The 22,456-nt window shown below is 37.2% G+C and carries 16 protein-coding genes; 11 read left to right on the top strand and 5 right to left on the bottom strand.

The genetic code is table 11. The annotated features are described in order from the left end of the window. The first annotated feature begins 43 nt into the window (after positions 1-43). The 9 genes from U9P79_00820 to hslU all read left to right on the top strand — a co-directional run bounded on the left by U9P79_00820 (position 44) and on the right by hslU (position 9,836). On the top strand, positions 44-238 hold the full coding sequence (locus U9P79_00820; GenBank protein ID MEA2103173.1) for a 4Fe-4S binding protein: 195 nt from the start codon (positions 44-46) through the stop codon (positions 236-238). Further along, positions 228-1,409 (top strand): NAD(P)/FAD-dependent oxidoreductase, encoded by a 1,182-nt coding sequence (locus U9P79_00815; GenBank protein MEA2103172.1) that lies wholly within the window; start codon positions 228-230, stop codon positions 1,407-1,409. The genes U9P79_00820 and U9P79_00815 overlap by 11 nt, the downstream gene beginning before the upstream one ends. Before the next feature lie 374 nt (positions 1,410-1,783). Then, the gene (locus tag U9P79_00810; protein ID MEA2103171.1) at positions 1,784-3,406 is read left to right on the top strand and encodes a thiamine pyrophosphate-dependent enzyme; all 1,623 of its coding nucleotides are present in this window, start codon (positions 1,784-1,786) and stop codon (positions 3,404-3,406) included. Next, a complete protein-coding gene (locus U9P79_00805) occupies positions 3,403-3,975 on the top strand; it encodes an indolepyruvate oxidoreductase subunit beta (GenBank protein MEA2103170.1) in 573 nt (190 codons plus the stop codon). The genes U9P79_00810 and U9P79_00805 overlap by 4 nt, the downstream gene beginning before the upstream one ends. A gap of 40 nt (positions 3,976-4,015) precedes the next feature. Further along, positions 4,016-5,446: a tRNA lysidine(34) synthetase TilS gene (gene tilS, locus U9P79_00800; GenBank protein MEA2103169.1), complete on the top strand. Its 1,431-nt coding sequence runs from the start codon at positions 4,016-4,018 to the stop codon at positions 5,444-5,446. A gap of 77 nt (positions 5,447-5,523) precedes the next feature. Next, positions 5,524-6,063: a hypoxanthine phosphoribosyltransferase gene (gene hpt, locus U9P79_00795; GenBank protein MEA2103168.1), complete on the top strand. Its 540-nt coding sequence runs from the start codon at positions 5,524-5,526 to the stop codon at positions 6,061-6,063. Continuing rightward, positions 6,060-7,922, top strand: coding sequence for an ATP-dependent zinc metalloprotease FtsH (gene ftsH, locus U9P79_00790; protein MEA2103167.1), 1,863 nt, complete (start codon positions 6,060-6,062; stop codon positions 7,920-7,922). The genes hpt and ftsH overlap by 4 nt, the downstream gene beginning before the upstream one ends. After that, the gene (hslV, locus tag U9P79_00785; protein ID MEA2103166.1) at positions 7,915-8,445 is read left to right on the top strand and encodes an ATP-dependent protease subunit HslV; all 531 of its coding nucleotides are present in this window, start codon (positions 7,915-7,917) and stop codon (positions 8,443-8,445) included. Before ftsH ends, hslV begins: the two co-directional genes overlap by 8 nt. Positions 8,446-8,453: 8 nt before the next feature. Next, on the top strand, positions 8,454-9,836 hold the full coding sequence (gene hslU, locus U9P79_00780; GenBank protein ID MEA2103165.1) for an ATP-dependent protease ATPase subunit HslU: 1,383 nt from the start codon (positions 8,454-8,456) through the stop codon (positions 9,834-9,836). A 90-nt stretch (positions 9,837-9,926) separates the two neighbouring features. On the opposite strand, the gene U9P79_00775 is transcribed toward hslU, so the two are convergent. From U9P79_00775 to U9P79_00755, 5 genes are all read right to left on the bottom strand, one after another. Continuing rightward, positions 9,927-10,526, bottom strand: coding sequence for a hypothetical protein (locus U9P79_00775; protein MEA2103164.1), 600 nt, complete (start codon positions 10,524-10,526; stop codon positions 9,927-9,929). Between the two features lie 13 nt (positions 10,527-10,539). After that, positions 10,540-11,547, bottom strand: a complete 1,008-nt coding sequence (locus U9P79_00770) for a hypothetical protein (GenBank protein ID MEA2103163.1) — start codon at positions 11,545-11,547, stop codon at positions 10,540-10,542. Then, complete coding sequence (locus tag U9P79_00765; GenBank protein MEA2103162.1) at positions 11,544-17,003, bottom strand: C25 family cysteine peptidase; 5,460 nt, start codon at positions 17,001-17,003, stop codon at positions 11,544-11,546. Before U9P79_00765 ends, U9P79_00770 begins: the two co-directional genes overlap by 4 nt. A 279-nt stretch (positions 17,004-17,282) precedes the next feature. After that, positions 17,283-18,560, bottom strand: coding sequence for a phosphoribosylamine--glycine ligase (gene purD, locus U9P79_00760; GenBank protein MEA2103161.1), 1,278 nt, complete (start codon positions 18,558-18,560; stop codon positions 17,283-17,285). Positions 18,561-18,653: 93 nt separating this feature from the next. Continuing rightward, a complete protein-coding gene (locus U9P79_00755; GenBank protein MEA2103160.1) occupies positions 18,654-20,759 on the bottom strand; it encodes a FecR family protein in 2,106 nt (701 codons plus the stop codon). A gap of 280 nt (positions 20,760-21,039) precedes the next feature. On the opposite strand from U9P79_00755, the gene U9P79_00750 reads away from it, so the two are divergent. After that, positions 21,040-22,272: a competence/damage-inducible protein A gene (locus U9P79_00750; GenBank protein MEA2103159.1), complete on the top strand. Its 1,233-nt coding sequence runs from the start codon at positions 21,040-21,042 to the stop codon at positions 22,270-22,272. A gap of 14 nt (positions 22,273-22,286) precedes the next feature. After that, the coding region (locus U9P79_00745; GenBank protein MEA2103158.1) for an ATP-binding protein at positions 22,287-22,456 on the top strand (170 nt) is incomplete at its 3' end.

Genomic DNA, 22,456 nt, shown 5'->3' with positions numbered 1-22,456 from the left:
AATCATCCAATGCTATACGACTTTGGATTAAATAAATTTTATCATGAAAAAATACAAAATAATTAGAGAAAAATGTGATGCTTGTGCCTGCTGCGAAGCGGTTTGCCCGGCAGATGCAATTCGCATAACAGAAGAATCCGCTTATATCATTCGGGAAGAATGTATCGGATGTGGGAAATGCCTTATCGCTTGTCCTGTCTCGGCTGTAGTTGAGGAAAGGAGCATGGATGAAAATTAAAGATTCTTACGATATCGTAGTAGTCGGAAGCGGACCTGCAGGCGGGATGACTGCTCGGGCAGCTGCCCAAAAAGGTGCTTCGGTTCTTATTCTTGAACGTGATCGGGAAATTGGAATTCCGGTTCGTTGTGCAGAAGGCATTTCTCAAAGAGGACTCACCCGCTATTTTGAGCCAGATCCGCAATGGATTTCTTGCCAAATAAAAGGTGCTTTACTGTATGCACCCAATGGTGCTTTTTGCCCCATGATCGCAGACGCTATCGGAGATGGCTATGTGCTGGAGCGTCGGCTTTTTGATGCTCACATTTGCAAAGAAGCTGCCATTTTCGGTGCGGATATTCTCACAAAAGCAGATGCCTACGATTTGTTGAAAATAGATGGGAAAATTTCCGGTGTGAAATTTCGCCACTTCGGCGTAGACAAAGAGGTTCGCTGCAATATTGTTATTGGTGCGGATGGTCCCGAATCCCGCATGGGAAGACTTGCAGGGATAGGTACCGCTTTGGAATTGAATGATCTGGAATCCGCGGCTCAATATCTGCTCACAAATATTGATTATGACTCGGATTATTGTCATTTCTATTTCGGAAACGAGTTCGCTCCAGGCGGATATGTTTGGGTTTTTCCCAAAGACGAAAATACTGCAAACGTCGGAATCGGAATTCAGCCGGATAAAGCAAATACAAAAAATGCAAAAGAATATTTGGATGAATGGATTAGCAAGAATTTTTCCTCCGGTAAAGAATTGGCATTTATCAGTGGAAGTGTGCCTACAGCTCAAACTTTATCTCAAATTACCGCTGATAATTTTATGCTTGTTGGTGATGCTGCCAGACAGGTAAATCCCGTTACCGGCGGCGGATTGAGCAATATTCTTTTTGCTGGAAATGTTGCTGGAGAAGTGGCTGCCGAAGCCGTTATGAAAAAAGACTTCTCCCATAAATTCCTAAAAAAATATCAAAAATTATGGAATAAAGAAAAAGGGAAATCGCAAAAAGTTTTCTACAAATTAAAAAAAGTGTTTTTCGATTTTTCTGATGAGGAGTTGAACAAGATAGTTAACATTATCAGCGATATTCCGGAAGAGGAATTAACTTTGTTTCAATTATTCAAAGTGGCGGTTAGGCATCATCCGAAGCTGATAAAAGATCTGGTGAGGATTTATTTATAAAAGAATCATTTCAATTATCATCGTCTTTTTTACCATTGCGAAGGTCGGTGAAGAATGACCATTCGCAAGGTATGATTTCGTTCCCAAGCCAAAAGCACAATCTCGTTCCCAAGCGCTCAAATCAATCTCGTTCCCAAGCCCCAGCTTGGGAACGCATTTTTACGCGAAGCCCCAGCTTCGCAATCCGTCAGTCAGTAAATTGATTCAAGATTTAGAAGCGCTGTCCACTACTGAACCCCCTGTAATCTAAATTCGGCACGGAAGTTCGCTACAGACTCAGTATAATCTAACTACAACTAATTTCATTTTGGCAATTGTTGACACAAAGTAACCATAAAATAGGTTTGAGTAAAATAACAACTATAGAGGTAATAATGAAAAAACTTTTATTGTTAGGCGATGAAGCTATCGGACAAGGTGCTTTAGACGCTGGTTTGTCCGGTGCATTTGGTTATCCCGGAACGCCATCAACTGAAATCGTCGAATATATTCAAGGAAACAAAAAAGCTATTGAGAAGAAAATTCATCTCGATTGGTCTGCAAATGAGAAGACTTCGATGGAAGAAGCCCTCGGAATGTCTTATGCGGGAAAAAGATGTATTGTAACAATGAAGCACGTGGGTTTGAACGTAGCCGCAGATGCATATATGAATTCTGCAATTACAGGTGCAAATGGTGGAATAATTGTTGCTGTGGCAGATGATCCATCTATGCATTCTTCTCAAAATGAGCAGGATTCTCGTGCCTACGGAAAATTTGCATTGCTCCCGATGTTGGAACCGTGCAATCAGCAAGAAGCTTACGATATGCCACGAAAGGCTTTTGAATTATCAGAAAAATATCACATACCGATAATGCTCAGAATCACTACCCGCCTTGCTCATTCTCGTGCCGGAGTAGAAAAAAAAGAGGAATTACCGGAAAATAAATTACACATGCCGGAAGACCCTAACCAATTTATGTTGCTCCCTGCTTTTGCACGTACGAAGTATAATAAATTGCTCGAAGTCCAGAATGAATTTGAGAAAGAATCTGAAAATTCTGAATATAATCAATATTTTGATGGAGATGATAAAAGTTTGGGAATCATTGCCTGCGGATTAGGTTACAACTATCTCTTAGAAAATTTTGTTGATGAAAAATGTCCTTATCCTATTTTGAAAATCGGACAGTATCCCATTCCACGAAAGCAAATTAAAAAAATCACTTCCGAATGTGATGAAATTCTCATCCTCGAAGAGGGAATGCCTATTGTGGAAGAAAGTCTTCGTGGTCATCTTGATAATACTCTAAAAATCAAGGGACGTCTTGACCATACTGTTCCACGTGCTGGTGAATTAGATCCAAATGTTGTGCGGAAAGCTTTGGGACTTGAGATTGAAGCTAAATTGGAAATCCCGGAGATCGTTGTTGGTCGCCCCCCGGAACTTTGCATTGGTTGCCCCCATCGAGATACTTACATAGATCTGAATGCCGTTATGGATGAGTATGGACGAGGTCATGTATTTTCTGACATTGGCTGCTATACTCTCGGATTTCTGCCTCCTTTCAAAGCGATTAGCACTTGCGTTTGTATGGGTGCTTCCATCACAATGGCTGTGGGAGCAGCTGCAGCTGGATTTTTCCCATCTATAGCGGCGATAGGTGATTCAACCTTCGGACATTCCGGAATGACCGGTTTGTTAGATGCGGTTAATAAAAAATCGAATGTTGTCATAATAATTTTAGATAACGATATTACGGCAATGACCGGTATGCAGGATTCTGCCGTTGAAGGAAAAATTGAAAAAATTTGCAAAGGCATCGGCGTGGAACCAGAACACATTCGCGTATTTGTTCCTCTAAAGAAAAATCATGCTGAAAATGTGAAAATCATCCAGGAAGAAATTGACTATAATGGTGTTTCTGTGATTATTCCTCGCAGAGAATGTATTCATGCCCGAAAAGCGAAACAAAAACGTGAACAGTTTAAATTTGATTCCGGAGGAAATAAATGAAAAAAGATATTATACTCGCAGGCGTTGGCGGACAAGGTATTCTTACCATTGCAACTATTATCGGTTATGCGGTTGTAAACGAAAAATTAAATTTAAAACAAGCGGAAGTTCACGGAATGTCCCAACGTGGTGGAGATGTGCAATCACATCTTAGAATTTCCGATAAAGAAATTCATTCTGACTTGATTCCAGAGTCCTGTGCGGATTTAATCCTTTCGCTTGAGCCGATGGAATCACTCCGATATTTACCGTATTTGAAAAAAAACGGTTGGTTGATTACGAACGATAAACCCTTTGTAAATATTCCAAATTATCCCGATCAAAGCAAATTGATTGATGAGATAAAATCTCTGCCGAATCATATTATTCTGGATGCAGATCAAATAGCTAAGAATTTGGGCTCGGTTCGATCTGCAAATATGGTAATGCTTGGGGCAGCAGCAAAATTCCTTGATCTTCCTTTTGAAAAATTAGAAGAGGGAATAAAGTATATTTTCGGTAGCAAAGGTGATAAAATTGTTGAAACAAATCTCAAAGCTTTAGCAGCTGGAGATTCACAGACGAAATAGTTCGCCTGATCATTGAATTCTGCCGGAAACCCGATCAATAATGTCCGCAAAAAAAGATTTTTTCAAAAAGTTCAAGCGATTTCTCTTTGCCGAAAAGTTGATTGAAAGATATGATAAAATAATAATCGGAATTTCCGGTGGAATTGATTCTGTTCTAACGTTATATCTGCTAAAAATAATTACTGCGGAACATAATCTCACTACTCTTGCCGTTCATATAAACTACAATCTGCGCGGGAATGAATCGCAAGAGAATGAAAAATTTGTCCGTCAGCTTTGCCGAAAATGGGGTATCCCTTTGGTCGTCCGAAATGTTCATATTCCCGACAGGTCTGATCTTGAAAATCGTGCACGCCAGATTAGGTTTGATGTTTTTTATGAATTGCTTCGTAAATTTGATTTTAATAAAATTGCCTTGGGGCATAACAAAAACGATCAGGCAGAAACCTTTCTGCTCCATCTTGTGCGCGGTTGTGGAATCACCGGAATGAAGGGAATGTTACCGATAGAAAATCAAATTATTCGTCCTCTACTTGACTTTACAAGGGATGAAATTGAAAAATTTGCGATTGATAAGGGAATTGAATTCTCTCAGGATTCATCAAATTTCAGCATGGAGTTTGATAGAAATAAAATTCGGCATCGCATTTTACCATTATTTCAGGAATTGTTTAACTCTGGTGTAACTTCAAGAATTGCCGAAAGTATGAAAATTTATCAGCAAACCGAAGAGTATTTGCAGAATCATACAGAAGAGATTTTTCATAAAATCGTAGAAAAAAAGGATAAAAATTCTTTTACTGTTGCCATCCGGTCAGTAAAAAATATTGGCGTTTTACAATTTTATATTTTCCGTAAAATTTTTGGAGCCCTTTCCGGCTCTGAAAAAAATTTCTACCATGTTCATTACAGTGCAATCATTGACCTGCTACAATCTTCCGAAAGTAAATATATTCAATTACCTCAAGAAATTTTTGTAATTAAAAACAGTTCAGCCCTCACTTTTTCAAAAGAACCTCCTGAAACGTGGAAAAATAGACGCGAGCATATTATCAATTATTTTGCGCAGCGTTTTGTTTATGGAAAATATTATCTCGCAATGTCGAAAATCAAAACATTCCGTTATCACAAATTCGATTTTTCAAAGGAAAATACAGGCTTCGTTGATTTTCATAAAATCAAATTCCCTCTAATAGTTCGAACTCGCAGAAAGGGTGATAGGTTTTTTCCTCTTGGAATGGAACATCCTAAGAAAATCAAGAATTACTTTATTGATTTGAAAATTCCGAGATACGAGCGGGATAAAAAAATAATTATCGCTGATCAGAATAAAATAATTTGGGTTTGCGGTTACCAAATTGATGACCGCGTAAAAGTTACTCCTGCAACAAAACAAATTTTGGTTATGAAATTGATATCGGAGCAATATCATTCCCGAAAAGCCGGTCGAACAAGTGAACCTGTCAAATAATGGTTGACATATTTTTTGATTAATTATATACTTTAATAAATTCGGTTACAGATAAAAATTTTTTAATTAAGGAAATTATGCATAGTGATATAAAAGAGATTCTATTCTCAAAAAAAGATTTGGAGAATAAGATATCAGAATTAGGAAAAAAAATCACCTCTGATTATAAAGATAAATCCCCGGTTCTGATCAGCATTCTCAAGGGCGGAATTGTCTTTGTGGCTGATCTTATGAGAAAGATTGATCTGAAACTTGAGATTGATTTTCTCGGAGTTGCCAGTTATGGTTCCTCCACAAAAAGTTCGGGTGTGGTAGAAATTACAAAAGATTGTAAAGTTGATTTACACGGGAAAGATGTTTTGATAATTGAGGATATTATTGATACCGGACTTTCCCTCCAATATATTATAGATACTCTAAAAAGGAAGAATCCAAATTCTATAAAAGTTTGTGTTTTGCTGGATAAAATTGATGCTCACAAGATAGACGTTCCGGTAAAATATGCAGGTTTTACGATCCCCGATGAATTTGTGGTTGGTTACGGATTAGATTATTCGGAAAAGTATCGCAATTTACCCTATATCGGAATTTTGAAGAAGGAGATATATCAAAAATGAATGAAAAAAATGATAAGAAGAAAGAACCTGAAAAAAATAAACTACCGTTTAAGCCGCCTCAAAATAAAACCTTTATTGTTTGGCTGATCGTAATTCTGGCTACAATTGTTTTTTTCCAAATGTTTTCGGTAGGTGGAAATATTAAGGAAGTTCCTTATTCCCAGTTCAGACAAGATCTCGGATCTAATCCGGTTCAAGAAGTGATTTTCAACGGGAAAAATATTGAATATTCAATAGGTAATAGGAAATATATTACTAACATACCTTATGATGACCCTCAGCTTGTAAGTGACATTGTAAAAGAATATCCGGGTCTTAAGATAATTTCAAAAAAGCCGTCATTTTTTGCAACTATTCTTCAATATTGGTTGCCTTTCATCGTTTTTATTATTTTCTGGATATTCATCATGCGTTCAATGCGTGGTGGTGCCGGCTCGGCTTTTTCTTTTGGAAAAAGTAAGGCAAAAAAGTTTGAGAGCAATCAATCCGGTGTTACATTTAAAGACGTTGCCGGAGTGGATGAAGCAAAAGAGGAATTGGAAGAAATTATTGAATTTTTGAAAGAGCCAAAGAAATTTCAAAAACTCGGAGGAAGGATTCCAAAAGGTGTCATCTTGCTTGGACCTCCGGGAACAGGAAAAACCCTTCTCGCAAAAGCAGTAGCAGGTGAAGCAAAAGTTCCTTTTTATAGCATTAGCGGATCAGATTTCGTTGAGATGTTCGTAGGTGTGGGTGCTTCACGCGTTCGCGACCTCTTTTTGCAAGGCAAGAAAAATGCTCCTTGCATTATATTTATTGATGAACTTGATGCGGTTGGTAGGCATCGTGGTGCAGGGTTTGGTGGCGGACATGATGAACGCGAACAAACTCTAAATCAGCTTTTGGTTGAGATGGACGGATTTGACGAGAACGAAAGCGTGATCCTGATTGCAGCTACAAATAGACCCGACATTCTTGACCCGGCTTTAACTCGTCCCGGCAGATTTGACAGACAGGTTATTGTGGACAGACCGGATAGGCGTGGAAGAGAAGGGATTTTGAAAGTTCATGCAAAAAAAATTAAATTAGCAAAAAATATAAATCTTTCAACAATTGCAAAGGGAACACCCGGCTTTTCCGGCGCTGACCTTGCCAACCTTGTTAATGAAGCCGCTTTGTGGGGAGCAAGACGGGGACACAAAAAAGTAACAACTAGTGATTTTGAAAATGCAAAAGATAAAGTCATAATGGGAAAAGAGCGAAAAAGTATGGTGCTTAGTGATCATGAGAAAAAAAATCTTGCTTATCACGAATCAGGTCATACCATTGTCGCAAAATTCATTCCCGGCAGTGATCCAATCCATAAGGTAACAATTATCCCACGCGGTCGTTCCCTTGGAGCTACGCATTTTCTCCCACTTGATGATAGGCACACATATTCCCGAAAATATTGTATGATGAAATTATCCCACCTTTTGGGTGGCAGAGTTGCCGATGAGATTGCGGTTGGTGAGCAAACTACCGGTGCCGGAGATGATATCAAACGAGCGAGTGAACTCGCGAAACAAATGGTTACCGAGTGGGGGATGAGTAAAAAAATAGGACCTAGAACAGTTGGAGAGAAAGAGGGCAATATTTTTCTCGGGAAAGAGATAGGACACACAAAAAATATTAGTGAGAGTCTGAAAAAAACAGTTGATGAGGAAATAAAAGCAATAATTGAGGAAGCCTATCAGCGGGATGTAAAAATTCTAACTGAAAATCGTGAATTGTTAGATATTCTTGCCGAAAACTTGATGGAAAAGGAAACTTTAACAGGTGATGAAGTGAATGATCTTTACGAAAAACATATAAATAAGAAGGAAAACAAAAATGATTAGAAGCACGACTATAATTGGAGTGAAAATTGGCAACAAACTTGCTCTGGGTGGTGATGGGCAGGTTACTCACGGAGATAATATTATTTTTAAATCAAACGCTCAAAAAGTAAGAACTCTGTACAATGGAAAAGTAATAGCGGGTTTTGCCGGTGCAACTGCGGATGCCTTAACCCTTTTTGAGCGATTTGAAAGTAAATTGCAGAAATTTAAAGGCAACCTTTTGCGAGCATCCGTAGAGGTTACTAAAGAATGGCGAACTGACAAAATGTTGCGGCGGCTCGAAGCCATGATAATCGTGGGAGATACTCAAAACCTGCTGATTGTTTCCGGAAACGGTGATGTGATTGAGCCGGATAACAATATTGCAGCCATCGGCTCCGGCGGACCTTATGCATTGGCTGCTGCTATGGCAATGGTCGAGGATAAAAAGAAAACACCAAAACAGATAGTGAAGAAATCTTTGGAAATTGCCTCGAATATTTGCGTATATACAAATTCAAATCATACAATTAAGGAATTATGAGCATGAAAATGGAAAATTTAAAACCAAAAGAAATTGTAAAAGAATTAGATAAATATATCATTTCACAAGATAAAGCAAAAAAAGCGGTTGCCATTGCATTGCGAAATCGTTGGCGAAGACAAAATGTACCCGGAGATCTCAAAAATGAAATTCTTCCAAATAATATTATTCTCATTGGACCAACCGGAGTAGGAAAAACCGAGATTTCAAGGCGTTTGGCAAATTTGGTGAATGCCCCGTTTATTAAAATTGAAGCAACAAAATTTACAGAGGTCGGTTATGTAGGACAAGATGTGGGCTCAATAATTCGTGAACTGGTAAATATTTCCTTAAACAAAGTTAATGATGAAATGATGGAGGCTGTAGAAGATCAAGCACAAGAAAGAGCTAGCGAGAAAGTTCTTGATCTTTTGTTACCACCTTTAAGACCGAAATTTCACTCAACTAAGGATGTGGAGAAGAAAAAATTGCTAAAAAAAGAGTTTGAACAAGCAGAACTCAAACAGAAAAGAACTCGCAAGAAATTGAAGAAAATGCTCAATGAGGGCAAATTGGATGAGAGAGATGTTGAAATAAAAGTTGATGAAGTGAATGATCATAGAATTGAAGTCTTCTCGAATATGGATATAGAAGGTTTTGACATCAATATGAATGAAATATTATCCGGTATGCTGCCCGGAGGAAAACAGAAAAAAAGAAAAACTCTGAAAGTAAAAGATGCTTTGGAAGTCCTCTTTTACTCTGAGTCAAAAAAACTCATTGATATGAATGAAGCGAAGGAAATTGCCATCCAAAATGTTGAAGAGAACGGAATTGTTTTTCTTGATGAGATTGATAAAATTGCCGGAGCAGGATCGAAGTCTGGTCCCAATGTCTCCAGACAGGGAGTACAGCGAGATTTATTGCCGATCGTGGAAGGAACTAATGTACCCACGAAATATGGCATGGTGGATACAACCCATATCTTATTCATTGCCTCGGGTGCTTTTCACATTTCCAAACCTTCTGATCTCATCCCTGAAATGCAGGGAAGATTCCCCATTCGAGTCGAGTTGCGAAGCCTGACCAAAGAAGATTTCGCAAAAATTTTAGTTCAACCTAAAAACGCTTTGATAACGCAATATACGGAAATGATAAAAACAGAAGGATCCAAACTGAGTTTTACAAAGGGAGCTATCAAGGAAATATCCGATTATGCTGCAACCGCAAACACAAAGATGGAAGATATCGGGGCGAGAAGATTACATACTATTCTGTCAATTCTTCTCGAAAATTATCTTTATAATTTACCTGATGAAAGTATTAAAGAAATTAAGATAAACCAAAAAACCGTAAAAAACATCCTCAGCGATGTAATCAAGGATGAAGATTTAAGTAAGTATATTTTATAGATATTAAACCGGAGAACACGAGTCTCTTCGTGTTTGTCAAATTCAAAAAACTTCGCAGTTTCGCAAGGTGCGTTCTCAATCAGAGGGGAGTTACTTTACGGGCAGATCTTTGTTTTTTATACCCTTAACAGTTCTTTTCGATTGTATGTCTTTTTCAAATTTTTTTTCTTTCACCATTAGATGTGGTTTTGGAAATGGTGCATAAACGTTATATTTTTTTCCATTGTAAGTCAATATACCCCTTCTATGAAAGATTCTTTTCCCTATCGTCATTTTCCGTTTTTCATCCATTTCTCCCTTTTCATAATAACTTTCCACAGATAAATAATACAAACCTTCTTTGTTATGAGGTTCATCAGTAGAAAAAGAAAGATATTCCTCCGGTTCGAATGACACTCTTATCAAATTTCCTTGAATATGAATCGGAATTCCTCTTGTTTTCTGTTTGAATCTGATTCTATCAAGGCTTTTCACACTTACTCTTTTTAAAGATTTTTTTTCTTCGAGCACGGAAGTGTCTTCGTCATTTGCTTTCCGTTCCAATATTATTTCATCCGATAAGTAAAAATAAAGTTGTTTAATCTCAGGCTCAGTCAATTGATAATCCTGAATAATGGTTGAAGAAAAGGGAATATATCTTGAACATGCAAACAATATGGGAATTAAAAGTAATAATAAATATTTTTTCATTTAATTATTCCAATCAAAATTTAACCTTGAACCCAATTCGATTTGTGCTTCCGAGATCGTAATTTTTAATAAAGGCGTAATCAAGGCTATATTGCTTATAATTGATACCCAATCCGGCAGAGTAATCATTGCTATAACCAGCTCTTACGGAAATAAATTTGTTATATGTGAACTCTGCTCCCAAATGTCGCTCGAAATCATAAACATCAACCCAATCGAATGCAAATAGAATCTCGGAGTTGATAAAACTAAGCGGCTGAACAAGAGCAAGTCCATATCGGGCAGTAGTTATTATTTCATCCTGATGTTTGGAGGAAGTATCCCAAGTGATTTTCGTGCCGGCGATGTCCTGAACATTTACTCCGAATTTGATTTTACCCAACCAGGGAACATCTGTCAGCAAAGCAAAATCCGTTTTAACAAGAAAAGCCAAATCAAATCCCATACCTGTGCCAAGATGGTTATAAACGTCCCGCTTAATGTATTTGAAAATTCCACCGAGATAATATTCTATCGGAAGTTTAAATAAATCCCATCCGAAATTGACAATCTGTGACATATTTTTTGAGAAAGCAAATTTGAAAACCTGATCCGCGCTGGAAAAATATCCGTCCGGTTCACCGGTAAGATGCAGATCAATATTCGAGCATCTTGTGTCCACATTATAAACGAGCCATTTTTCATCATATACCGGAATATCGTCTATAGCAAGTTGGGTGAAACTCACTCCAAGAGTCGTTTTAGCGGGAAGCGGTAGAGAAAAAGCGAAAAAGTCATAGTTTGCAAGATTTTGATACAGAAATGCATGGATCATCTCAACTTCCATTTTCTGCATTTGAGCAAGACCGGCAGCGTTCCAGAAAGTAGCACTTCCCTCATCCGCAACAGCAGTAAATGAACTTCCCATTCCAAGTGGGCGAACTCCAGGATAGATCAGGATAAAATCACCCGCATATCTACCGGCGTGAAGCACATGCGTCATCGTTAAAAGTAAAATCGTAATAAAAATAAATTTTTTCATCGTAATATCGCCATTTTTTCTATTCTTTCTATTTTTTCATTTCCACGTTTAGCAATTATTTTATAGAAATAAACACCATTTGCCAATTTTCTCCCATCGAAATCAACGCAATTCCATCCCTTTGCTGCGCGTGGATACTCATGATAACCGCATGCAGTTGATAGGTTTTTTATCTCATTAATCAATCTGCCGGAAACAGTGTAGATCTGTATGGAAATATCATCTGCCTCAGTGGTTAAAGTATAGGTGAATCGAGTTCTGCCTTCATTATTTGAATTGCTTGTATTTGAAGAAACGGGATTGGGGTAATTTCCGATATGAATAATATTAAAATCTGTTTGAACTGAAAAATTCACAATTCTTTCTCGATAATTTCCCGAATTATCCGTTACCGATATAAAAATAGTATGGTTACCTTCTTCCACATCCACCTGATATTTTACCGGCACAGATTTGATATTATTGCGAGAAACGATATAATCTGTGATATCTTCACCATCAAGATGAAGATCGATTTCTTCTGTGTTAATCCCATTTTCGTCCTGAAGCAAGAATGAAAATATTGCCTCCGAATTCACATATTCACCATCGGTAAATTCTTGGCCCTCAACGTTTACACCAATTGTGGGGGAATTAACATCTCCATTATAAAACAATGAATAAGTTCCGGGTTGTTTTACAAAATTGTAAGAAATATAATTCTCATTCAGATTTGTGTCTCCTCCGCACAGAATCCAGCATTGACTTGATAGGTCATAGCGAAATATTTTATATTTCCGATCCTCTGCCAACTGCTGAGTTAAACTGTCTGTTTGAGAATAAAAGAATTTAAGGGAAATATCTTTTTTGAAAGCCCCGTCTTGATTTAAAACCGACGAATCAACCGGAGCGATTTCGTAACTTCCAAACTCTTCGTCAATTAGTTTTACTGCTGAAATATCGGGTTGAAATGTGTTTCCCGCAACTTGTGTTTCGTTAATGAAGAAAAAACTGTTTGAAGTAACTGTTCCTGCCGGAAAACTTGCTTCACAAGCGGAATCAAGGCTGGAATGAATTGTAGTGGAATCGGCATGAACAATAAAAAAATTCAGATACAAATCTTCTTCTTTAGAATTGTTTTCGTAATATGTTTCCGGGAAAAGTGAATCAGGATTTGCTCTTGCGGAAAGATGATATATTCCTGAAGGTAGGGGATTCGGAACGTAAAAAGTTTTTGTTTCAGTTGGGGCGATTCGATCATTTGCCAATATTGAATCTACCAAATCGTTTCCATCAAAAATAGAAATTGAATACGACTTCTGAACCGATTCAAATTTTGGGAATGTAATATTCCCAATATTTCTAAGTGTGATTTTGAAGCAAGGATTTTCAGCCTGAATCGTTGAGGAAAATTCTAACATTTTCAAATCAGGTCCGTTTAATTCAAAAAAGTCGTAATTTGGATCACTTGCCCAAAAATCATCTATACAAATCCCTGAATCCTCTGCAAATATCGTTTCCGCATTTATCTGCTGAATTCTGATTTTCACTCCATTTGTTTTATTCAAATTATAATTGAATTTCTCGAAATTTTCCATATTTTCAGATGGATTAAATATGGCGATTGAATTCCAACCGCCCGAAGAGGTTTCCCGATATTGAACAGCATATTGAGGACGGCGAGAATTAGGATGATTTATTTCAGAAAAATCAATTTTATACATAAATGAAAGATTGCCAATATGTTGAATTTCAGGAGTTTCTAAACATGCATACTGTTTATTAGAAATTTTTATACTTTTACCTGTTACGGATTCCTCTTCCTGGCACATTCCTTTGTTGATTGTCCAAGTTCCCAAATCTGTTTCAAAATAATATTTGCCATAAGCAGGATTAATATTCCAGTTGTCGAAATTTTCCGTTTCATTCGATATACGATGCTCACCAAGACTGTCGCACCAATCGAACTGATAAAATAAATTTGCTTGTGAATTAAATGAATTGGTTTTTCCGGAAGTATGATAAGTTATATTCGAAAATTTTTCCATAGGCATTGTTTTGGGCATTGTTTTATCAGACCAGTAAATACAACGAATGGAATCCAAATTTTCTTCCCCACAAATACTTGCGGAGATCACGAGAGAATCTCCCAAGCAGGCAGGAGACGGAATAGTATGAATATCAAAGATAGTTGATTTTCCCACCGTAAACATGGAATATCCCATATAATCCGAAGTGTCATCATAAGCATACGAATGAACAACTCGGGCATATTCATCTGCTACGATATTGGGATTGGTTACATATTCGTAACCCGTTTGATAATAGGGTCTTCGTGTGATTTGATAATATTCGATCTGCTCTAATTCCTCCGGATCAGAAATAGGTGAAACAAGACGATCCGTATCAGTAACGTAATAAGATACATTGTTCAAAGTGGAATCTTCACTATTAATGTAAATCTGAATCGTGTCCCCTTTTATAACCTGACTTTGGTTTAGAGTTACATCAAGAGATTTTTGGGGGAAAGCTACATCAATTGCCGGGTCGCCCAAATAGTTGAAAGCGCGCAAAAAAGTTTTGGTTACACCGCCATATCCGTAATGAAGATAGTATTCGATTTTGGCAACATTCATAGCTTTTGCTACATTAACAACATTTCGATTGCAAATATTATCCAGAAGAAATTCAGAAAAATATTCATCCTGATTCAGAAATCCTTTTGCAACACTTCCGAAAAATCCGATGGCTCCTTTTTGCGGCTCAAGAATAAAAGCTTCTCCCAAGCAATTGAGTTGATCCCCTCCTGCAAAATTTGATGTATAGCAAGTCATACTGGTAATTATGGGATAATTGTCATTGAAAAGAGTGGGGATGTCCGCCAAATCCATAAGGTTTAAATCCGACCAAATTTGTCCCCCACCGTGACCCATAAATTGAATGTAGGCAGTGCCGTCATCAATATTATCCTTTAAATCTGTTGTTCCACCCCATAAAGGATCTTCGGAAGAACGTTGTGCATAAATCTTTGAAACGCGGTAAGAATCGGAAAAATATTCTTTACCCAATCGTTGAAGTTGATCCTCAAAAGTTCCGGAACCACCGGCAATAAACAAACAGTGGTTTCGCCAGATGTCCGAATAATTTGGATTTTCGTTATAGTAAATGGATTTTTCTAAAACGGGATTGACTTGCTCCACATCCCAAACCGGTGTTCTGCTGATCATAAAATCCGGCAATTCATCATCACCCACTACACAAGCGTACCAATTATCATCTGCTGTTGCACCAATGTGATAAGTCCATCTCGTTTTAACGGGAATTATGCTGAATTCCTTTTTGTAGGAAAACCAGCGTTCATCAGTTCCCCCGTCTCCAAGAAGATTGACATATTGAAAATTTGGTTCTTGCCAATTGTTATAAGCGTAAGATAAAAAATCTTTAATCGCCTGCGGGGAGCGAATTCCTCCATTAAATTCATCAAAAATATTCTCAATCGCTATTGGCATTATAGTTAGACTTTTTTCATTTTGCCAATGTGCAATAAACTCATCCACTCCTTCTTCTTGCAGAAAATCTCGTTTCGATATCAGAAGATAATCTGCCTGATTGAATTCGTCATGCAAATTACTGGGAATATCCGGAATTATTTTTGCAGGAAGCAATTTTCTGCTTTCACTTAAGGCTACATATTTTGTTTCATTGTCGTAAACTTCATCTTGAAAACTTAGAATAAAGGGAGCGCCGCCCTCCGGCATAGTTGATTCGATACTAATGTTTTCGAGCTTACTCACTCCGATTTTATATACGTTCAAATTTGTGCTATCAAATTCATTAACTTCAAATTGGAATAAGCCGGAATCATAACTTGACGGTTTGTTAAATTCCAGATAATTATCATCGGCAAGACATTCTCGCCAATAGGTAATATCTATGTAATCAAGTAGTATTTTGTCAACTGTAGCATCTGTATCACCGGGTAAGGAGATGTAGAAGTTATTCGTTCCGTCATTCAGATTCTCGTTTGAAATGGAACCGGAAATTACTTGGGGAGTTTGCCCGATCCAATTTTCTCCACTATCTCCGACGAGGGAGTTGTTGATAAAAACCTGTGCATGATGCCTTGCTGTATTTTCTTCTTTAGGGTAAGATTGCCCCATGAAAACAGCGGTTATGGTTGCTTGTCTGGCATTTGTTTGAATGGGATCAGGAATAGTAACATTGAAATAATCAAGGTTGGGAGCCATCATAGTTCTCCAGAACCACAGATCTTCAGGTGTGTTATAAACTCGACTTAAGTAAGCATAAATTTGCTGTTCTTCAAAATGTAAGGTTGTATCAAAATAATATGGTCTGGTATATTCGCGAGGGTCGGTTTCGTATAAACCGCAATCTTCCACAGCCATACGAGCCCCGTTTTGTCCTTCCTTAAAATGCAGAACAAAACAATTTTCTAAGGAATAATTATCGTAAAAGCAATTTTCACCGTGGTTTATATCCGCAAAAAATTCTATGTAATCTCCTTCATCAAAAGAGAAATCGTTTTCCCCGTGCAGATAAATGGGGATAGGTTCACCTTTGTGAAGTAAGGTAAGATTTTTCGGATTCATCTCATCAATATCAAAATCAAACTGATATTCGCTTTCAAGAGAATCTTGCCAAACAGCGACCGTATCTTTCAAAAATGAGTAAGAAATTTTATACAATCCTTTCTCATTAACGTAAATTTTGAAACTGTTGATTACACTTTCATCCCTTTGTTGCCACTGGTTATTGACTTTTTCTCGCTCTTTTCTCCAATATTTGGAAAATTCATTATTGATAATAAGTTCGTTACTGATTCCATCAATGTAGGAAGAGGAAAACGATCTTTTGCTCGTGGAAGTATTTCCCAAAATTTGTATCTCGATGGTTAAATCAGTATAAAGTTTAACCCGTTTTTGCACCGGATTGTATTGGACAGGAAATATTTTTAAGGCTCCCAAAAGGCGATTGCCCACGAATCCCGAAACATTTTTTCTTATGATTTTCTCCGGGAAATATGCATCCATTGAACAGCAATCGGGTATATTGGAATAATCCGGCGAAACGATTCCTCCATCTTCTGACATATCGGGATTGTAAAGAAAATTTTTGTTCTCAATATAGATGAATTCGCTATGTGATAGGTAAATAGAAAAGTTTCCATCCACAGGTAAACCGATAATTTCGCTTATGAATGGCACTTGAAAGGAATTGATTTCATCCCGAATCTTACAATTGAGATTGTCGAGATTAATTTTATCGAACTCGTTGCCATTGATTGTGATCTCCTCAAAGTCATAATCTTCAATATGAAGATTGAGTTGGATAGATTTTGCGGATAATTGTGTTATTTCGATCTTGTTTTTTTTTGCAAGATTCTTCTTCGGCAAAGCAAATAAGCCCGAAGAAAAAATTATTAAAGCAAATATAAGAGTTAAAATTAATTTTTTCATAATATTATTTCAAAAGTAGTTCCGCTAATTTGTAGAATTTTTAACAAACTTGTCAAATAAGGCAAATAAAAAAAATTCATCGGACAGGCAAAAAAACACAAAACGTAAAAAATATTTTTATGTCTCTCTTGCATATTCATTTATGAAATCTCTTTTCATGTAATTTAGTGTGTTTCGTGGATAATCCGCTAATAAGTTTTTTCCCCAAATTGAAATTCGGTTATACTTGTAAAGAAAACTGATTTTAAAATAGTGAGATTCCCTTTATTTTTAGATGTTTTATTTTTCTTTATACAACGAATTTGAGTCAAATCCCTTTTTTGCAATATCTTTTCGGAAATGCATTTTATCAAATTTGATCTTTTCCACATTTTGATATGCTTTTATTTGAGCAGATTTAAGATCGGGAGCAAAAGCGGTTACTGCGAGAACTCTTCCACCATTTGTATAGAAATTATCCTGTTCTTTTTTTACTCCGGAAAAAAATATAATGGCATCTTCATTCAGGTCATTAAGTCCTGTAATGTTTTTTCCCGTTTCATATTTATTGGGATATCCCCCGGAAGCTAAAATTACAGCTACAGCATATTTATCTTCCCACGAAAGTTGGATTTTCGATATTTTATTGTTGAGAATTGCCTTGCAAATGTCCACCAAATCGGTTTTCAATAGAGGAAGAACAACCTGAGTTTCCGGATCGCCAAGCCGACAATTAAATTCCAAGACTTTTGGACCTGAATCAGTTAGCATCACACCGGCGTAAAGAATACCTTTGTATGGTTTTCCTTCAGCACACATAGCCGCAAGAGTGGGAGCGACAATTTTTTCATCAATAAATTTTTTGAGTTCAGTTGGAAATTTGGCGGGAGCATAAGCACCCATTCCGCCTGTGTTCGGTCCTTTATCATTATCGTAAGCTGCTTTGTGATCCTGAGAGAGGATGGTGGAAACGAAATTTTCTCCGTCACAAAAGGCAAAAAGGGACACTTCTTCACCTTCAAGGAATTCTTCAACTACAACTTTCTCGCCAGCTTTACCGAATCTGTTTAAGTGCATTATATGATTTAAGTGAGTTTCCGCCTCCGTATAATTGTCGCAAATATAAACGCCTTTGCCGGCAGCAAGTCCATCAGTTTTGATGACCAACGGATAGTTTTTTTTGAAAATATATTCAAGGGCGGGTTTGATCTCGGTAAAGCTCATGAATTTTGCAGTTGGAATATTGTATTTCTGCATAAATTTTTTTGCAAAACCTTTGCTGATTTCAAGTTCTGCTGCTGCCTTTGTTGGACCAATAATTTTTAATCCGGCTTTTTCGAATTTATTTACAATCCCATCGGCAAGAGGTTGTTCCGGACCCACAAATGTAAAATCAATATTTTCTTTTTTTGCAAATTGAATCAATTCATCATAAGATGTTATATCAAGCAACTGAGCATATTCTTCCATCCCGCAGTTACCGGGAGCAACAAAAACTTTATCCACCTGAGGAGATTGGGCAAATTTCCAGACAATGGCATGTTCTCTACCACCGCTTCCTATAATCAGTATTTTCATTTTTTTTGATTCGATTCACTAATTCTACCAATAAAACGAATTGTTTTTATGAATTAGTGGAATTAGCGAAATTCGTGAATTCTCCGGGTAAAATTAAAATTTCAGTTGAATACTAATTCCCGTAGATGTTATTGTTTCTTCCGAACCTTCAATTTTATTATTTGCATCTACGTCCACGTAATGTTCTCTATAATCCCATAGCAGGACAGTAGTCGGATTAAGTGAAAATCCGAGTTGAGCATTTATGGAAGCATAAGGAGTTTTCCATTCAGCGAATTTTTCAGCATGAGTTTGAGAATAACGAGCATAAGCGTGAGTGATTTTTGGAATCATTTTCGTGTTCAACTTCAGTTCACCCATAATTGATTTTCCCTGATCATAATCGTCGCCGTGCATGTCTTCGTAAGCAACGGAAAAAGAGAGAATATTGAAGAGATTCGTAGTTACTTCACCTCGCCAGCCGGTGGACTTGCTGATGTTTTCCAATAAGGATGATTTTGCCACAATAGAATCTCCTACAACAATCGCTCTATCATCATCATAGAGAGAATTAAAATAATTTGCTTCAAATTTATCACCAAAGATTCTGTAATCCATATTAAGATCGAAAATAAGGAAGTGAGCTCCAAAGCCGGGGAAAATCAAGCCGTTTCCATAATCCAAAATCTGAGCAAATTCTCCATAATGGTAAAGGGATAACGTTTTTGTGGAAATCAGCGGAACAGAATAATCGGCACCTATGACAGTAACTTTTTTCTTATTACCGAGATTAGAGGGAGCATTATCAATTTGCAAACTATCTTTATTGGTTTCATACCAATTTGCAAAACCGGCAGTATCAGGATTACTTACGTTTCCATGGGTTATTCCATATTGTTCTAACCATTCTTCTTTTGTCAAATCAGTAGTTGGGAAAAATTCATTTTTTCGTGCTCTGATTCCGCTAAATTGATCAAGATCAGTTGCAGCAGTTACACCGAGTTTGATATTTTTTAGAATGGGTATATCTAATCCGGTGAGAGGTTTGGCGTGGATTCTTCCTGCAAAGATATTGTGCTGATCGATATTCGGGCAGAAGACGTCAATTCCCAGCCCGAAAATATTTGTATTAACGGCAACTTCGGCTCCGAGCTGTCGAACTAAAGGATAATTTAGCATGTTTGTATAATCTCGCATGATAAGACCCTGTCCGAATTTAATGCTGGGAAAACCACCGAAACGAGCATAAAACGGATCGTTTCTTTCGGCGAATTGCAAGTATAAAATTTTGTTCAAATATGCATTGAAATCATCCCAATCTTCCTTGCGAATATTTCCGTCCTCATCAAAAAGTATATCAAAATCAAAGCCGAGTTTGAATTTCCAGAAAGAAAGTTCCGGCATAAGGCGGATTCGGGTGTACATTTTCCCATCAATAGTTACCGAACCAAATCCCACATTAAGAGGACTTGATCTTTTAGAGACACCGGATTTGGCAGACTCTTTTGGTGATGTTTGTTGGGATTGAGAGCTGGCACCACCGGTAGAAGTTTGTTGAGAAGGCTCAGGTATGCTAAGGCTTTCACCATTTGATGTCAGTTGGGTTTGAATTACCGGCTGAGATTGATTGTTGCCCATCGGTTCCATGTTCGGTATTGTGGCGCCGTTAGAAAATCCTTGATTGCCTGCCGGTATGCTGATTATACCATTGTCATTACCAAGATCAACAGAACCTTCATACACATTTATAGTAGTATTGCCTGTTCCGGGATCAATACTTGTCAGAAACATTGTTCCTTTCACAGATGCCACAGCCGTAGGAGTGATGACGGAATAGTTCCCGATAGATGTTTTTATTTGAGATAAAATTTCACCGCTATCGAGTTTCATTTCCTTTTTTATTCCAGCCCCGGTTTTAGATAAATCTACAGTTAGCGTACTGTTTGAGAACAATTTTAATAATCCACCGTTATCTGAAAATTTTATGGTAGCATCAGAATTTGATTTGGTTATTATCACATCACCGTCAAAGATAATTGAGCCGACTTCCGCAGGTTGTAAGTTATGCTCATGGTTTAAGATCACATTTCCGTTTACCGTAAGGATTAAGGCAAATGGGTTCACACTCTGTGCGGTTAGATTCGCAAAGGTTGCACCTAATAATAAAACAATCATATAAACGAGAAACGCCTTTTTCCCCGAAAAAATTCGGGATTTCATACTATTCCACATTTTTCCTCCGATACTTTTTCTTATGTCTTGACAATTTATTAGAGAATTTCTAAAAACGAAACATTTAGGAAGGATTAAATTTGTGTCAAGATTTAGAAATTTATAAATGGAAACAGGAAGTTGGAAGACGGAAAAAATATAGTTCGTGAGTTCCCTCACGAAATGGAAAACACATGAATCCAAAAACACACTGTAAAACGGCGAAAAAATTTTTACGGCTCTCGGAGTAACGGAGACTGCTGGAAAAAATAATTTGAGGTAAGTGTTTATGTTAAAAATATTTGTATTAACAATTGGTAACGAGATTTTACAAGGCAAAACGGTAAATACCAACTTGGCTTTTATCGGTAATGAATTATCACAAATAGGGTTACAGATCACAAGTTCAGCAACCGTAAAAGATGAGCAGGAAAGTATTTTGCAACTTTTACGAGAAGCTAATCGGAAATTTGATATAATTATTACTACCGGTGGTTTGGGACCTACTCGGGATGATCTTACAAAAAGTTGTTTTGCTAATTTTTTTCATGCACCTCTAAAACTGGATGATGTGGTTTGGAATGATATAAAAAAGTTATACAAAAATGATGTAAATAATATTCCTGAATCTGCTAAATCTCAGGCAGAAGTGCCATTTGGGTGTAAAATCATTAGAAATGAGATCGGGACGGCTCCCGGTTTGCATTACGAATCGGGAAATTCACACTTTTTTGCACTTCCGGGTGTACCTGCGGAGATGCAAAGGATGATGAGAAAATACATTATTCCGTTCCTGAAAGATAATTTTTCACTCCCAACCTTATACATGAAAACGATACACACTTTTGGAATTCGTGAATCCAAATTGAGTGAGTTAATCCAGAATGTCCAAATTGAATCAGATGTGAATATCGCTTTTTTGCCACAAAACGCTTGCGTTGATATCCGCTTATACAGTTATGATAGGAAGAAATATCGAAGAGCATTAGGTAGAATTCAAGCAAAAGCGAGAAAATATATTTTTGGGTATGATGATGAAACCCTCATTAGTGTTTGCCACGAGAAACTGATTCGCATGGAAAAAACATTATCTGTGGCAGAATCATGCACCGGTGGATTGATCCAGAATCTTTTCACAGACCAATCGGGAAGTTCGAAATATCTTGCCGGTGGAGTTGTATCATACAGCAACAGAATCAAGAATGAAGTGCTTGGGGTTCGCAGCAAAACTTTAGATGAATTTGGGGCTGTCAGCGAACAAACCGTAGCGGAAATGCTTGAAGGGGTTCAGAAAAAATTTAACACTGACTTTTCCATTGCAGTCTCAGGAGTTGCGGGACCAAGCGGTGGAACAAAAGAGAAGCCCGTAGGACTCGTTTATATTGGTGTAAATGTTGACAATAAAAACACAATCCAAAAATTCAATTTCGTAGGAACCAGAATTCAAATCAAGGAGAAATCAGCCTTAAATGCGATTGATATGTTAAGAAAAAAATTAGACATTGAAAATGAGGTAGATTGAATTTATAAAGAGAAATGGCACAAAACCATCCGAGCATATTGAAAAACAAACTAATTGCCCAGCCGGAAAATAGGCGATTAGAATTAAAGGAGATCATAAAAAATCCTTTAGGGATTGCAAAAACCGTTGTTGCATTTTGTAATGGAGCCGGGGGAGAATTATATCTTGGTATCAAGGATAAACC

The organism is Candidatus Cloacimonadota bacterium, assembly GCA_034661015.1.
Lineage (GTDB): Bacteria > Cloacimonadota > Cloacimonadia > JGIOTU-2 > JGIOTU-2 > JAYEKN01.
Note: the sequence above shows the minus strand (reverse complement) of the source record. Positions and strands in the feature narration are given on the sequence as shown.

Excerpts from the sequence above, each read along its gene's own strand:
- hslU (MEA2103165.1), top strand. The coding sequence starts at position 8,454 with ATGGAAAATTTAAAACCAAAAGAAATTGTAAAAGAATTAGATAAATAT.
- U9P79_00750 (MEA2103159.1), top strand. The coding sequence starts at position 21,040 with ATGTTAAAAATATTTGTATTAACAATTGGTAACGAGATTTTACAAGGC.
- U9P79_00820 (MEA2103173.1), top strand. The coding sequence starts at position 44 with ATGAAAAAATACAAAATAATTAGAGAAAAATGTGATGCTTGTGCCTGC.
- ftsH (MEA2103167.1), top strand. The coding sequence starts at position 6,060 with ATGAATGAAAAAAATGATAAGAAGAAAGAACCTGAAAAAAATAAACTA.
- hpt (MEA2103168.1), top strand. The coding sequence starts at position 5,524 with ATGCATAGTGATATAAAAGAGATTCTATTCTCAAAAAAAGATTTGGAG.
- U9P79_00815 (MEA2103172.1), top strand. The coding sequence starts at position 228 with ATGAAAATTAAAGATTCTTACGATATCGTAGTAGTCGGAAGCGGACCT.
- tilS (MEA2103169.1), top strand. The coding sequence starts at position 4,016 with ATGTCCGCAAAAAAAGATTTTTTCAAAAAGTTCAAGCGATTTCTCTTT.
- U9P79_00810 (MEA2103171.1), top strand. The coding sequence starts at position 1,784 with ATGAAAAAACTTTTATTGTTAGGCGATGAAGCTATCGGACAAGGTGCT.
- U9P79_00765 (MEA2103162.1), bottom strand. The coding sequence starts at position 17,003 with ATGAAAAAATTAATTTTAACTCTTATATTTGCTTTAATAATTTTTTCT.
- purD (MEA2103161.1), bottom strand. The coding sequence starts at position 18,560 with ATGAAAATACTGATTATAGGAAGCGGTGGTAGAGAACATGCCATTGTC.
- U9P79_00805 (MEA2103170.1), top strand. The coding sequence starts at position 3,403 with ATGAAAAAAGATATTATACTCGCAGGCGTTGGCGGACAAGGTATTCTT.
- U9P79_00775 (MEA2103164.1), bottom strand. The coding sequence starts at position 10,526 with ATGAAAAAATATTTATTATTACTTTTAATTCCCATATTGTTTGCATGT.
- U9P79_00770 (MEA2103163.1), bottom strand. The coding sequence starts at position 11,547 with ATGAAAAAATTTATTTTTATTACGATTTTACTTTTAACGATGACGCAT.
- hslV (MEA2103166.1), top strand. The coding sequence starts at position 7,915 with ATGATTAGAAGCACGACTATAATTGGAGTGAAAATTGGCAACAAACTT.
- U9P79_00755 (MEA2103160.1), bottom strand. The coding sequence starts at position 20,759 with ATGAAATCCCGAATTTTTTCGGGGAAAAAGGCGTTTCTCGTTTATATG.